Annotated in this window: 15 protein-coding genes; 3 read left to right on the top strand and 12 right to left on the bottom strand. The window is 70.6% G+C overall.

Features of this window, described 5'->3' with window-relative positions:
* Positions 1 to 16 precede the first annotated feature (16 nt).
* The 3 genes from ABZU91_RS18330 to ABZU91_RS18320 all read right to left on the bottom strand — a co-directional run bounded on the left by ABZU91_RS18330 (position 17) and on the right by ABZU91_RS18320 (position 2,591).
* Positions 17 to 1,447: an RNB domain-containing ribonuclease gene (locus ABZU91_RS18330; protein ID WP_355241424.1), complete on the bottom strand. Its 1,431-nt coding sequence runs from the start codon at positions 1,445 to 1,447 to the stop codon at positions 17 to 19.
* A 63-nt stretch (positions 1,448 to 1,510) separates the two neighbouring features.
* Positions 1,511 to 2,305, bottom strand: coding sequence for a histone (locus ABZU91_RS18325; RefSeq protein ID WP_355241422.1), 795 nt, complete (start codon positions 2,303 to 2,305; stop codon positions 1,511 to 1,513).
* An 82-nt stretch (positions 2,306 to 2,387) separates the two neighbouring features.
* Positions 2,388 to 2,591, bottom strand: a complete 204-nt coding sequence (locus tag ABZU91_RS18320; RefSeq protein WP_355241419.1) for a hypothetical protein — start codon at positions 2,589 to 2,591, stop codon at positions 2,388 to 2,390.
* A gap of 184 nt (positions 2,592 to 2,775) precedes the next feature.
* On the opposite strand from ABZU91_RS18320, the gene ABZU91_RS18315 reads away from it, so the two are divergent.
* The gene (locus ABZU91_RS18315; protein WP_355241417.1) at positions 2,776 to 3,273 is read left to right on the top strand and encodes an NUDIX domain-containing protein; all 498 of its coding nucleotides are present in this window, start codon (positions 2,776 to 2,778) and stop codon (positions 3,271 to 3,273) included.
* A 3-nt stretch (positions 3,274 to 3,276) separates the two neighbouring features.
* Here ABZU91_RS18315 and ABZU91_RS18310 read toward each other — a convergent pair whose 3' ends face one another.
* The 6 genes from ABZU91_RS18310 to ABZU91_RS18285 all read right to left on the bottom strand — a co-directional run bounded on the left by ABZU91_RS18310 (position 3,277) and on the right by ABZU91_RS18285 (position 9,147).
* On the bottom strand, positions 3,277 to 4,143 hold the full coding sequence (locus ABZU91_RS18310) for an AraC family transcriptional regulator (RefSeq protein ID WP_355241414.1): 867 nt from the start codon (positions 4,141 to 4,143) through the stop codon (positions 3,277 to 3,279).
* An 87-nt stretch (positions 4,144 to 4,230) separates the two neighbouring features.
* Positions 4,231 to 4,527, bottom strand: a complete 297-nt coding sequence (locus tag ABZU91_RS18305; protein ID WP_355241411.1) for a GNAT family N-acetyltransferase — start codon at positions 4,525 to 4,527, stop codon at positions 4,231 to 4,233.
* Positions 4,528 to 4,563: 36 nt separating this feature from the next.
* Positions 4,564 to 5,505 carry a redoxin family protein gene (locus ABZU91_RS18300; protein ID WP_355241409.1) on the bottom strand — a complete coding sequence of 314 codons (942 nt, stop codon included), beginning with the start codon at positions 5,503 to 5,505 and terminating at the stop codon, positions 4,564 to 4,566.
* Entirely contained in the window at positions 5,506 to 6,732 is a 1,227-nt protein-coding gene (locus ABZU91_RS18295; RefSeq protein ID WP_355241406.1) for an epoxide hydrolase family protein, read from the bottom strand.
* A 218-nt stretch (positions 6,733 to 6,950) separates the two neighbouring features.
* Positions 6,951 to 7,628 carry a haloacid dehalogenase-like hydrolase gene (locus tag ABZU91_RS18290; protein WP_355241403.1) on the bottom strand — a complete coding sequence of 226 codons (678 nt, stop codon included), beginning with the start codon at positions 7,626 to 7,628 and terminating at the stop codon, positions 6,951 to 6,953.
* Position 7,629: 1 nt separating this feature from the next.
* The gene (locus ABZU91_RS18285) at positions 7,630 to 9,147 is read right to left on the bottom strand and encodes an FAD-dependent monooxygenase (protein WP_355241552.1); all 1,518 of its coding nucleotides are present in this window, start codon (positions 9,145 to 9,147) and stop codon (positions 7,630 to 7,632) included.
* A 169-nt stretch (positions 9,148 to 9,316) separates the two neighbouring features.
* On the opposite strand from ABZU91_RS18285, the gene ABZU91_RS18280 reads away from it, so the two are divergent.
* Positions 9,317 to 10,258, top strand: coding sequence for an expansin EXLX1 family cellulose-binding protein (locus tag ABZU91_RS18280; RefSeq protein ID WP_355241400.1), 942 nt, complete (start codon positions 9,317 to 9,319; stop codon positions 10,256 to 10,258).
* A gap of 67 nt (positions 10,259 to 10,325) precedes the next feature.
* Here ABZU91_RS18280 and ABZU91_RS18275 read toward each other — a convergent pair whose 3' ends face one another.
* On the bottom strand, positions 10,326 to 10,499 hold the full coding sequence (locus tag ABZU91_RS18275; protein ID WP_355241397.1) for a hypothetical protein: 174 nt from the start codon (positions 10,497 to 10,499) through the stop codon (positions 10,326 to 10,328).
* A gap of 48 nt (positions 10,500 to 10,547) precedes the next feature.
* Between ABZU91_RS18275 and ABZU91_RS18270 the strand changes: the two genes are divergently transcribed.
* On the top strand, positions 10,548 to 11,897 hold the full coding sequence (locus ABZU91_RS18270; protein WP_355241394.1) for a TIM-barrel domain-containing protein: 1,350 nt from the start codon (positions 10,548 to 10,550) through the stop codon (positions 11,895 to 11,897).
* Positions 11,898 to 12,101: 204 nt separating this feature from the next.
* Here the strand turns inward: ABZU91_RS18270 and ABZU91_RS18265 are convergent, their stop codons facing one another.
* Both ABZU91_RS18265 and ABZU91_RS18260 read right to left on the bottom strand, forming a co-directional pair.
* Positions 12,102 to 12,425, bottom strand: a complete 324-nt coding sequence (locus ABZU91_RS18265) for a nuclear transport factor 2 family protein (protein ID WP_355241391.1) — start codon at positions 12,423 to 12,425, stop codon at positions 12,102 to 12,104.
* A 72-nt stretch (positions 12,426 to 12,497) separates the two neighbouring features.
* Positions 12,498 to 13,328: an SDR family NAD(P)-dependent oxidoreductase gene (locus ABZU91_RS18260; protein ID WP_355241388.1), complete on the bottom strand. Its 831-nt coding sequence runs from the start codon at positions 13,326 to 13,328 to the stop codon at positions 12,498 to 12,500.
* Positions 13,329 to 13,349: the final 21 nt, after the last annotated feature.

Below are 13,349 nucleotides of genomic sequence, written 5' to 3'. Positions count from 1 at the left end.
ACCGCTCGGCGGCGACTCAGGCCAGCTCGAACAGCACCGTCCGTGCGGCCGGGTCGGCGGTGACCAGACGGACCCGGACCCGTTCGCCGAGGGGCAGTTCTCCGAGGCAGCGACTGCGGACCGGCGGGGCGTCCAGCGCCACCGTTCCACCTGGCGGGCGCGGCCGGGACTTGCCGTTGGGAGGGGCGTCGACGTCGAGCACCGCCGCGTCGAAGGTCTCCCCCACACGGTGTTCCAGGAGTACCGCCTCGGTCAGCTCGACAGCACCCCGGCTGGCCGCCGAGGCGACGCGGTCGGTGCTGGCCATCACCTCGGGCAGCCGGGGCAGCGCCGAGCGCGCCCAGTCGGGCACCTCCCGGCCCGTGTGCAGGGCCAGGCAGACCTCGGTGGCGTACCGGTCGGCGAGGCGTCGCAGCGGGGCCGTGACGTGGGCGTACGCGGCCGCCACCCCGCCGTGCTCCGGCTGCTCCGGTCGACTGCCGTCGAAGGCGGTGTACGCGGCGCCGCGCATCAGCTCGGCCGCCTGGTCGATGAACGCGGCGGAACGCGGCTGCGCGGCGTCCAGGGCGGCGATCACCTCGCCGGGGCTCATGCCGTCCGGCCAGCGCACGCCCAGCGGCGCGGCGGCGGCCCGCAGGCGTTGCACCGCGTCCGGCTTCGGCGGAGGCATCGTCCGCAGCAGGCCGATCCCGCCAGCCAGCATGAGGTCGGCGGCCGCCATTCCGGTCAGCAGCGAGATCTGGGCGTTGTGCTCCTCCATCGGAGCCGGCCCGCGCAGCACCAGCCGCCACCCGTCGCCGTCGGGCTCCACGTCCTGCTCGGGCAGTGGCAGGTTGATCGCCCCCCGGCGCAGTCCGCGGGCGGTCAGCCGGTCGCCGATCTCGGGCAGCAGCGCGATCGGCTCGGGCAGCCGACCGGCGTCGGCGGCCGCCTGCACCCCGACGTAGTCGAGCTTGGCCCGACTGCGTACCAGAGCGCGCTCCAGCTCGACGGCCACCGTGCCGCCGTCGGCGTCCAGGTCGATGGTCCACACCACGGCGGCGCGGTCGTCGTCGGGCAGCAGGCTGGCCGCGCCCTCGCTGAGCGTCACCGGGTGCAGAGGCACGTTGCCGTCGGGCAGGTAGACCGTCTGCCCGCGCCGCCAGGTCTCCTCCTCGAGCGCGCCGCCCGGCGGGACGTGGGCGGCGACGTCCGCGATGGCGTACCGCACGCGGTAACCCCCGCCCGGCCGGCGGGCCAGGTGCATCGCCTGATCCAGGTCACGGGAGGTGGCCGGGTCGACAGTGACGAACGGTATGTCGGTGCGGTCGACGGACGGCCGCGGCGGCGCGGCCGCCGCCGCGTCGGCCTCCAGCTGGGCGGCGGCCGGAAAACCCTCGGGCAGGCCGAGCTCGCGGCGCAGCGCGCCGAAGTCGATGCGGGGAGCGAGTACGCGTCGGATGACCACGGATCAATCCTGACAGCGCCGCCGGTGATCCGCTTCCCGTGACCGGCCGGTGGGTCGGCCCGTTCAGCCGGTCGCCTTGCGGGCGGTGCCCGTACCCCGTGTGGTGGTGGCCCGCGCGGTCACCTTGCGGGCCGGCGCCTTGGCCGCGGTGGTCTTCTTGGCAGTCGTCTTCTTCGCCGCGGCCTTGCGCGCGGTGGTCGACGAGGTGGCGGTCACCTTCGCGGCCGGTGCCTTCTTCGCCGCCGCCGTGCGGACGCCGCCGCTCGGACGGGTGGACGTGGCCTTCTTCGCCGGGGCCTTCTTGGCGGGGGCCTTCTTGGCCGTCGTCTTCTTCGCCGGGGCCTTCTTGGCGGCCGTCTTCTTCACGGTGGACGCCTTGGTCGCCACCTTGCGGGCGGGCGCCTTCGCGGCGGCGGTGGCCCTCTTCGCGGCCGACGCCGTGGTCTTCTTCGCCGCGCTGGTGGTCTTCCTGGCAGCGCCTGTCGTCTTCTTGGCCGTACCCGTCGTCCTGGTCGCGGCGGTGGCGCTCTTGCGCGTCGCGGCGGCCGGGGTCCGCTTCGTGGCGGCGGTCGTGCTGCGGGCGGCGGTCGAGGTCCTGGCCGGGGCCTTCTTCGCCGCCGCGCTGGTCGTGGTCGTGGTCTTCTTCGCCGGGGCCTTCTTGGCCGTCGTGGTGGTCTTCTTCGCCGGGGCACGCCCCGCGCCGCCGGCCGCCTTGCGGGCCGGGGCCGTGGCGGCGGCGGTGGACTTGCGCACGGGGGTGGTCCGGCTCGCCGACGTGCCGCGCTCCGCCGCGGCGGTCTTCTTCGCGGTGGTCTTACGGGCAGCCGGGCGTGTGGTGGCCTGCTGGGTAACGGCCATCGTCGTTCCCTCCTTGGGGACGTGCTCTCGCGTGCGTCCTCGCGGAGCACGAACTACCGCGACGCGGGCCGTCCCGCGCCGTCTACCTGTCCTCCCCGGTCCAACGCGCGTCCTCGGCCTCCCACGCCTCGTTCCGCTCCTGCACTCGCTGCAGGGCGTTCTCCGCGTCGGCCGCCGAGTCGTACGGGCCGAGGACGTGCTTCGCCGGGCACACGTCGGCGTCCGTCTCGACCCGGTGGTGTCGGGTGCACCAGTAGAACTGCCCACTACGTCCGCTGTCGCTCATGGGAAACACTGTGCACCGCGAACCGGCCGACCGCCACCGGATCACGCAAGTCGCCGAACCCTCTCCACAGTAGAGACGCTTGCCGCGGCGCGGGCGAAAACGCCGAAAGAAGTGCAGGTGGGGGCACTGGACGCGCGGAAGCCCGGGGTCGGGCGAGGCGGGACGCGCGGCCTATGATCGCCCGATGGCGGTACCGGACTACATCGTGCGGATGCGCAGGCACGTCGGCCACGACCTGCTGTGGCTGCCCAGCGTCAGCGCGGTCATCCGCAACGACGACGGCGAGCTGCTGCTCGGCCAACGCTCGGACGACGGACGCTGGTCGGTGATCAGCGGCTTCGTCGAGCCGGGCGAGCAGCCGGCCACCGCGCTGGTCCGGGAGGTGCGGGAGGAGACCGGCCTGGACGTGACGCCGCTGCGCCTGACCAGTGCCGTCTCCCACCCGCACACCTATCCCAACGGTGACCGTTGCGAGTACCTGAACCTGGGCTTCGTCTGCCGGGTGGTGTCCGGCACCGCGCGGGTCAACGACGACGAGTCGCTGGACGTGCGGTGGTTCCCGCTGGACCGGCTGCCCGCGTTGGACCGGCACGCGCTGCTGGTCATCGCCTACGCGCTGCGCGACAACCCGTCGGCCGGTCACCTGCCACCGGGCACCGGCTGGGACGACGTACCCGACTGACTTTCAGGCCGCGACCCGCTCGACGGGGATCCACAACTCGGCGTCCGCCGTGGTCCCGTCCGCGGACACCCGCACCCGGGAGATCTCCGGTCCGGGCCGGCTGCGGTACGGGTTCGACGGAAACCACTGGGTGAACACGTCCCGCCAGAGGAACTGCACCGCCTGCGGGAACGCGCCCGAGGTGGTGAACACCGCCCACGTTCCGGCCTGCACGGGCAGCGCGTCCAGGTCGTCCGGTGGCGTCGTACCGGTGACCACCCCGTGCCAGTAGTCCAGTTCGCTGCCCTCGGCGCGGCTGTCGGCGAGGTTGTCGCTGACGTTGACGATCCCGGCCGGCTCCTGGTCGGAGAGCGCCTCGATCCGAGCTGTCGTCTCCTTGTCGATGCTCCGGATGAACGCGACGATCGCCGGGTTCATCCCCTCGTGCACCAGCGGGACACGAGCCTTGCGCCCCACCAGCGCGAACGCGTCCTTGCTGACGATCCGGTACTCCATGCTGCCGCTCCCTTGCACGGTGAGTCGGAAGGACATCCGGGGCTGGGCGCGCAGCGCCGCCCCCGTACGCCGGGCCTCTCCGGGCCCCACGCCGTGTACGGCGTGGAACGCCCGGGCGAACGCCTCGGCCGATCCGTAGCCGTAGCGCACCGCGACGTCGAGCAGCGTCCGCTCCCCCGCCAGTACGTCCGCGCCCGCGACGGTGAGCCGACGTCGGCGGATGTACTCCGACAGCGGCATACCGGCCAGCGCGGAGAACAGCCGCCGGAAGTGGTACTCCGACGTGAGCGCGATCCGTGCCAGGTCGGTCACCTCGATCTGCTGATCGAGGTGCCGCTCGATGTGCGCCATGGCCTCGTTGAGCCGCTCCAGCACCCGGACCTCCTTCCCTTACGAGCAGCAACGCTAGGCGGCAGGGCAGGAGGCCCACCCGACATCCGGTGCCCGCATCGGTCGGGTACGTCAGCGGCGCGGTCGCTGCATGATCCAGGTGGGTACCGGCTCCGCCAGCGAGCCGACCACCTCCCAGCCGACGCGGCGGTACAGCTCGACGTTCGCCGGCTTGCTGGTCTCCAGGATGGCCGGCAGGCCGTCGGCCGCCGCACGCGCCAACCCGGCCCGCATGACCGCGCGACCCCAGCCGCGTCCGGCGCTGTCCGGGTGGGTGCCCAGGACGCCGAGATACCAGAAGGGGTACGTCGGCAGGGCCGCGTGTACGGCGTCGTCGTAGCCCTGGACCCGGGCCAGCACGTCGGTCACAGCGGTCGAGACTATCGCCGGTGGGGCATCCCCGGCCTACCCGAAGGTGAAGGCGTACGCCTCGGCGCCCGGCTCGTCGAACACGATCTCCAGGGTCCGCTCACGCACCGCGCCGTCCTGGCGGACGAGCTGGTACAGGCGCCCGTCGGCCAGGACGCCGACGCCGCCCTCGTCGACGTCGACACCGTGCGACGGGCCGGGAGCGTCACCGTCGAGCAGGACCCGGAACGGGATCGGCTGTCCCGCCCCGGGGGCCAGCACGAGGTGCGCGTCGCGGGCGTGGAACCGGAAGGCGATGCCGCCGCCGGCCCGGTCCAGCACGACGTTCTCCGACCCGATCGTCCACTCCCCCGCGAGGGCCCACTGGTTGAGGCCGAGGCTCTGCGGCACCTGGTAGGCGCGGCGTTCGTCGAGCGCGGGGCCGTTCGGCGACGCGAAGTGTTCGCCACGGTCGAAGCCGAGGTACGTCTCGGGCGTCCGCAGGTTGTCCCAGTCGGCCTCCGCCTCCACACCGACCCCGCGCACGGGTACTAGGTCCCGCTCGATGCCGAGCAGACGCTGGATGGTCCGCTCGGACTCCTCGTAGCGGCCCTCACCGAAATGCTCGTCGCGGATCACGCCGTCGGCGTCGACGACGTAGAGCGCCGGCCAGTACTGGTTGGCGAAGGCCCGCCAGATGACGTAGTCGCTGTCGACGGCGACCGGGTAGTCGATGTCGCGCGCCGCGACGGCGGCGCGTACCCAGTCGATCCGGTGCTCGAAACCGAACTCCGGGGTGTGCACCCCGACGACGACCAGGCCGTCGTCGCGGTAGGCCCGCGACCAGGCCCGGACGTACGGCTCCTGGCGCAGCCAGTTGATGCAGGTCAGCGTCCAGAAGTTTACGAGTACGACGCGACCGCGCAGCTCGGCGGGGCCGAGCGGCTCGGAGTTGAGCCACTCGACCGCCCCGCCGAGCGGCGGCACATGCACGGCCATCTAGCGCAGCGACCGGAAGGCGGTCCGCAGTTCCTCGGAGAACAGCTTCGGCTGCTCCCAGGCCGCGAAGTGCCCGCCGACGTCGAGCTTGTTGTAGTAGATGAGGTTCGGGTACGCCTGCTCCGCCCAACTCTGCGGCGCCTCGTACAGCTCGTCGGGGAAGACGCTCACGGCGACCGGAACGTTGACGCCCTTGGTGGCGAAGAACGAGAGCTTGTTCTCCGCGTAGAGGCGGGACGCGGAGACCGCGGTGTTCGTCAGCCAGTAGAGCGAGATGTTGTCCAGGATGTCGTCGCGGGTCAGGCCCGCCTGGGCACCCTCGAAGACCTGCGCGATCAGGGCGAGGCTCTTCGCGTCGTGGTCGAGCAGGAACGACGCCAGGCCGACCGGAGAGTCCGCCAACGCGGTGAGCGTCTGCGGACGCGTCGCCATCATCAGGGCGTACGCGACGTGCTTCCAGACGTAGTCCAGCTCGGTGGCCGCGCGCATCCCGTCGTCGGACAGGCCCGAGGGCAGCGATCCCATGGCGTTGTTCGCGCCGGTGGTGTCGCCCTGGAACAGCAGGTCGATCTCGGGCGGGACCGCGCCGGGCATGTTGGTGTGGATGCCGAGCAACTGCGGCGGGGCCTGCACGCCCATCTGGTCCACGACCACCGCTCCCCAGTCACCGCCCTGGGCGACGAACCGGTCGTAGCCGAGACGCGTCATCAGCTCGGTCCAGGCAGTGGCGATCTTCTGCGGGTTCCAGCCCGTCGAGGTGGGCTTGCCGGAGAAGCCGTGCCCGGGCAGCGACGGGATCACCAGGTGGAAGGCGTCCGACGCGCTCGCGCCGTGCGCGGTCGGGTCGGTGAGCGGCTCGATGATCTTCATCTGTTCGATCACCGAACCGGGCCACCCGTGCGTGACGATCAGCGGCATCGCGTCCTCGTGCTGGGAACGCACGTGGATGAAGTGGATGTCCACCCCGTCGATGGTGGTCATGAACTGCGGTACGCCGTTCAGCCGCGCTTCGACCTTGCGCCAGTCGTACTCGTTCTCCCAGTAACGCGCGACGGCCTGGATGGTCGCGAGCGGCACACCCTGCGACTGGTCGTCCACGATCTCCTTGTCCGGCCACCGGGTGGCCGCGATCCGCCGCTTCAGGTCGTCGAGGTCCGCCTGGGGAATTTCCACCGTGAACGGACGGATCTCCGTGGTGCCCGGCCGTGTCTTCGTCTTGACCGCCATACGTGCTTCCTCCCTGTCTGAGTTCGCGCCTCGCGAGGGGAATCATGCGGTGCGGGCACTGCCCGGACCTGCGCGCCACCGTGGAAAAGGGCACGCCGCCGCCATATCTCGGAGCCTAGAGCGCCGTCGACCGGGTCCGTGGCGATACGAGCAGTCGCGTGCGGTCGTCGCCGCCGCGATCAACGTGTCCCCAACCGGCGCGGGCCATGGGTCGGTTCCTAGCCAGCCGTCCAGGTCACGGCGGTCAGTCGGGCGCCGAGCACCCGCCGCGCCCGGGCCACCTGACGCGCGTTCGCGTTGACCAGCACCGCCTGCTCCGCTGCGGCGAGAATGGGCAGATCGGACAGCGAGTCGCTGTAGGCCACCCGCCAGGGCGGCGTCACCTGGTGGGCGGCCAGTTGCACCATCTTCGTCGCCCCGTGGTTGTGCACGATCAACCTCGGGCCGTTGATGTGCGAGGCCACGAGTTCGACCTCGGCGAGACCGATCACGTCGAGCACCGCACGCGCGAGGGTGTGCTCGCAGGCGGTCGCCACGACGACGCGGTCCCCCGCCGCGAGGTGGGTACGGATCATCGCCAGGGCGGGCGCGATGACGCGCCCTGGCTCTGCACCGAGGTCGGTGCCGAACCGCCCGAGCTCGGCCCGCAACTGCTCCGCGCCACGACCCCACAGGCCGATCCGACTCATCCACCGCGCCGCCCGCACGCGGGAGGCGGGGATGATCATCATGGGCGCGAGGAGGACGAGGAGGAGGACGGCCAGCGGCAGTCGGGCGCCCGCGAAGGCGACGCGCCGCATAAAGAGCCCGAACGCGTCCCCGCGCAGCAGTACACCGTCGAGGTCGAAGATGACGGTGTCGACGGTCGGGGCGGTGCCCTCCTGCTCCGGAGCCATCTCAGCGGTGTGCGGGAACGAGCCGGCGCAGGTAGCTGACGATCCGGTCCTCGTCCGGGTCGGTGGCGCGGAGGCCGACGTAACCGTCGGGTCGGACGAGAACGAGGGTGCCGTCGGTGGCGTCGTAGTTGGCGAAGACGTCACCGGTGGGATCGGTGTACCGACCGTCGGCGGCCTGCCCTGCGCCAAGAACGCGGTACGCGCGCACGTGCTCCGGGAAGCGCTCGGCCAACCTGCTGGCGACCTCGGCGCTCCCGGCCCCGAAGGCCAGGGCGGTGACGTGCGTGCCGCGGAAGAGGTCGAACAACCGCACCGCGTCACCGTTCGCCGCCACGAGCATGCCGCCGGGTGCCCGATCCCCGGCGGTGAGCACGCCGGCCGCCACCTGGCCGTGGAGTTCGCTGAGCGAGCTCGCCGGGTACCGGACGCCGAGCTGAGTGACCGACTGCTGCTGACCGTCCTTCGGTAGCACGGTGGCGAGCCCACCGCCGAACATCTTCGCGGAGAGACCCAGCACGTCGAGGGCGACCGGCTGGCGTTCCTCCTGATACGTGTCGAGCAGCGCGTCGGGTGCGCCGGACACGGCGTGGGCCAGTTTCCAGCCAAGGTTGTACGCGTCCTGGATGCCGGTGTTCATCCCCTGTGCACCGGCCGGAGTGTGCACGTGGGCGGCATCGCCGGCCAGGAAGATCCGCCCCACCCGGTAACGCTCGGCCAACCGCGCGTTGGCCCGCCAGATCGACTGCCACCGTACGTGCTGGATCAGGATGTCGGCGCGGCCGCTGATGTCGCTGATCAACGCCTGCATCGCGTCGGTGGACAGCGTGGTGGCACTGTCCGCCGGCACACCGGTCTGCAGCTGGAACGCATTGATGCCGGGCAGCGGGCACAGGGCGAGACCGGCGCCCGACGCGTGTATCCACTGGTACCAGAAGTCACGGTCCAACCCGGCGAGCTCGACGTCGGCCACCAGCCACCGGGAGTCCTCGTCCGTCTCACCGACGAAGGCGATGCCACTCTGCTTGCGGACGAGGCTGGAGCCACCGTCGCAGCCGACCAGGTAGGCGACGCGGACCTCGGCTTCTGCACCGTCCGCGTCGAGCCAGGCGGACACGCCCGCCTCGTCCTGACTGAACCGCAGCAGTCGGGTGTTCTGCTCCACCTGCACCCCGAACTCGGCCAGCCGGGTTCGCAACAGCGCCTCGGTGCGGTACTGCGCGATCATCAAGGGCCTCGTGTACGGCGTCGCCGCGCTGGGCTCGGCGGCGTTGGCGAGCACCTCGTGGGTGATCGTCTCGCCGTTCGGCAGGTACTTGCGCAACAGCATTCGAAAACGCCCATTGGCGACAGCCGCAGCAGCAAGGCCGAGATCGTCGAGTACCTCCAGGGTTCGTGGTTGCATACCTTTGCCCCGAGAACCAGCGCGGGGCTCGGCAGCCGCCTCGATGATCCGAACCGGTATGTCGCGCCGAGCCAGCTCGCACGCCAGAGTGAGGCCTGTCGGCCCCGCCCCTACCACCAGAACAGCCGGGTCCGGCACAAGGTCAGTCACGACACCGACTGTAGGGCCGACCTCTTGACGCTCTGACGACTTTCGCTGGTGACCAGCGCAAGTACGTAAAGCGTCCGTCAACTACCGCCCGCACCGCTTTGCGCTGCGGCATCCGGGTACGGCAGCATCAGCCGCCGTGAGGGTAAGCGGCACCGGAATCGAACAGAACGCCCCCGACGGGACGAACAGAAGATTTCGGCTGACTCGGCGCGGCCAGCACTGGTTCGCCGGTGTCGGGGTTGCCGCCCTGGCCGCCGTCCTCGGCGTCACCCTCGCCGTCCGTGGCGGTGCCGCACCGGCCTGCGCCGCGCCACCGAGCGGCAACACGGTCCACAGGGCAATGGCGAGCTTCTACGACGCGGGCCGCTCGGGTGGCACCTGCTCATTCCCGGGTCCGCCCGCGGACCGGCTCTACGTGGCCCTCGGCTCCTCCCAGTACGGCAACGCTGCCGCCTGCGGCAGCTACCTGGACGTCACCGGCTCGAAGGGCACGGTCCGGGTGATGGTCATGGACCAGTGCGGCGGGTGCGGCAGCAGCAAGATCGACCTCTCCGACGAGGCGTTCACCCGGATCGCCGACCGGTCGCAGGGCATCGCCCGCGTGACGTACCGGGCGGTGGTCGACCCGTCACTCGACGGCGGCCTCACCTTCCGGATCAAGGGCGGTGCGTCGCAATACTGGTTCGCGGTGCAGGTCGGCAACCACGGCAACCCGCTGCGCTCGGTCGAGGCGAAGGGACCGACCGGCGGTTTCCGCACGACTGCCCGCCAGGTCGACAACTACTGGACCGTCGAGGACGGGATCGGCCCCGGCCCGTACACCATCAGGGTCACCGACGTGTACGGCCACCGGAGCACCGCCACGGGCATCCGCATGACGCCGAAGCAGGTCCAGCGCACCACGGCCTCCCTCGTCGCCCCTGAGCCCAGCGCGGCCGCCACGCCGTCGCCGTCGCTCCCGCCGTCGCTCCCGCCGTCGCCCTCGCCTTCGCTCTCGCCGACGCCGGCCGAGGCAGCCGCTCCGACGGCGACTGTCGAGGCCCTGGCCGGCGCGGCCCCGCTGGTCGCACGCTGCTGACCCGCGCCAGCGCTGGTCGCACGCTGCTGACCCGCGCCAGGCGGCCTGGGCGTGGGCCGGCGGCGAATCAGGTGCTGATCGCCCCCAGCACGGCGGCGTTGTTTCCGCGAGCGGCGCGTTCTCCGGCGGCCACCACCTCTTCCGGGGTGGCGCCACGGGCCATCGCCTTGGCCATGGCCTCCTGACGCCGCTGCTCGATCTGCTCGTGACGCCTCTGCTTCAACCGACTCCAGAAAGACATGCGTCAGACCATCCCCGCGCGCCGGCTGCGGCAAACCGGTCAGGGGCGATGTGCCGTCCGCGCCGGCCACCTCCCCGCCGCAGCCCCTACGGGCAGGATTTCACCCGCGGCCTGGCGGACCTGTCGACCCTGACCGGCCCCACGAAGCTGCTGCCCAAGTGGGCGTACGGGGTGTGGTACTCCGAGTACTACGACCGAACCGCCACCGAGTTCCAGAACCTGGTGGCCCGGGCGAAGGCCGAAGGCGTACCCCTGGATGTTCTTGTCCTTGACACCGACATCAAGGCGCCGGACAAGTGGAACGGCTGGAGCATCGACCCCACCCGCATTCCCGACCCGAAGGCGTTCTTCGACTGGGCGAAGAAGCAGGGCCTGCACACCGGCATCAACATCCACCCGAGCATCCTCGGCTCGGACCCGAAGTTCGCCCAGGCGCAGGCCACCGCGAAGGGCAAGCTCCAGCGCGTCGGCTGCAACGGCGGTCCCGACTGCTACGCCTTCGACTTCGGCGACCCGGACCAGCTCAAGGCGTACCTACAGCTCCACGACGCGATGATCCCGAAGGGCAGCAAGGGCCCGGACCTGTGGTGGCTGGACTGGTGCTGCGACAACACGAAGTCCTCGCTCGCCGGGGTGACCGCCGACGCGTGGATCAACCAGCAGTACGCCGACAAGACCGGCTTCGCCTTCTCCCGGGCCTACGGGTCGTTGCAGGCCGGCGGCTACAGCAGCCCGACCCCGGTGTCGACCGGCCCGTGGGCCGACAAGCGCACCACCCTGCACTTCACCGGCGACACCACCAGTGACTGGGCGACGCTGCAGATGGAGGTCGGCTACACGCCGGGCGAGTCGGCCGCGACCGGGCTCGCCGCCGTCAGCCACGACATCGGCGGGCACACCGGCGGCCTGCGGGAGCCGGGCAGCGAACCGGGCAGCACCAAGCTCCCCGACGACCTGTACGCCCGGTGGGTGCAGTTCGGCACGTTCCAGCCCATCGACCGGCTGCACTCCAACCACAGCGACCGGCTGCCCTGGCAGTACGGCCCGGCAGCCAACGCGTCGGCCAAGAAGTTCCTCAACCTGCGTAAGGAACTACAGCCGTACACCTACGCCGCCGCCAAGGAGGCGACCCGCACGGGTACGCCCATCGTCCGCTCGATGTACCTGGCGTACCCGAACGAGCAGGCCGCGTACGCCACCGCCGGCTCGGAGTACCTCTACGGCCCGGACTACCTGGTGGCACCGGTGACGACGCCCGGCGACACCGCCACCACGTCGGTGTGGTTCCCGCCGGGCGACAACTGGACGGACATCTTCACCGGGAAGACGTACCGGGGCGGCACCACGCAGAACATCACCACCACGCTGGACACCATGCCGGTGTTCAAGAAGCACTGACGTTCCAGGAATCCGAACGGCCGGGTGGGGGCAACCCCGCCCGGCCGGTTCGTTTCGCTGGAGACCCTGACCTCGATGTGTGCGTCGGCTGGCCCGGCATGCCGATGTGCTGTTGAACGGTATACCTCAGAGTCATATTCATACCTCTGAGGTATACGGGCACGTACCGCATCCGCCCGACGCAGCATCTGGCCGGAGCAGCCCTCAGACGGGCTCGATCGCGAGGTCGGTGATCAGGTCGTCCTTGATGTCGAACACAAATGCGAACGACAGAGGCCCGCCGGGAAAGTCACCGTCCCCGGAAGCAACCAGCCGGTCGTCCGCGAACGAGGTCGGGGTGAGCACTACCTTCGGGTTGATCAGGTGCCCCTGGATCCACTCGCGGATCTCGGCCTCGCCGACCCAGGCCTTCCCGTCATCCCGCACGGTGGCCCCGTCGCCGAAGACCGCAGCCAGCACGTTCGCGTCGTGCGCGTTAGTGGCCGCGATGAAGGTGTCGACGGCCTTGGGCAGAGTGATGTCGCTCATTTCTGCTCTCCGATTCTTCTTAGGTGCCAGGACGCGGGCGCGCGCTGGCAGACACATCGTCTGGAAACAGGCTCAGAAGTCCGCTCCGCGGGAGAGCTTCTCGTTCGCGCGCAGCTCCGCGAGTGCGTCCTCGTGCATCGCGACAACGACGTCGTAGCCGGAGTTGCCGAGCACGATTCGTTTCGGTGGAACGGGTGCGTTCATCGCGGTGATCACGGCCTGCACTCCACGAACAGGGTCTCCTGCCTGCTTGCCGTTGTGGTCCACGAACGCCGCCTTGATGCCCTCGACCATCGGCACGTAGGCGTCGACGATTTCGTTGACGTCCTCGTCCTGGAAGTAGGTGAAGGCCTTGGTGCGGAACGCTCCCGGCTCCACGACGAGCACGCGCACACCGAACGGCTCAACTTCCTGGCGCAGTGTCTCCGACAGTCCTTCGACCGCGAACTTCGCCGCCGCGTAGTAGCCGAACCCCTGTGCGCCGACGAGGCCTGCCACCGACGACATGTTCACGATCCAGCCGTCGCCGCGTGCCCGCATACCGGGCAGGACCGCGCGCACCACCTCGACCACGGCGAACAGGTTGAGGTCGAACGTGCGGCGAATCGTCTCGTGAGGGGCACCCTCGATCGAGCCGTACCAGCCACGGCCCGCGCTGTTCACGAGCACGTCGATCCCGCCGAATCGCTCCTCGGCCGCCTTGACCGCCGCACGCACCTGGTCGGCGTCGGTGACGTCGAGCTGGAGAACCAGCACACGGTCGCCGTGCGGTTCAGCCCACTCCTGGAGTTCAGAGGGCCGACGCGCGGTCACCACCACCTGATCGCCCTGCGCCAGGGCAGCCTCGGCATAGACCAGGCCGAACCCGCCGGGAGTCCCACCCGTGATGAACCAAGTCTTCATGACTTCTCCTATCGCTATAGA

It is taken from the genome of Micromonospora sp. NPDC005174 (assembly GCF_040608495.1).
Lineage (GTDB): Bacteria > Actinomycetota > Actinomycetes > Mycobacteriales > Micromonosporaceae > Micromonospora.
The sequence above is the reverse complement of the archived record's forward strand: the minus strand, read 5'-3'. Positions and strand labels throughout refer to the sequence as shown.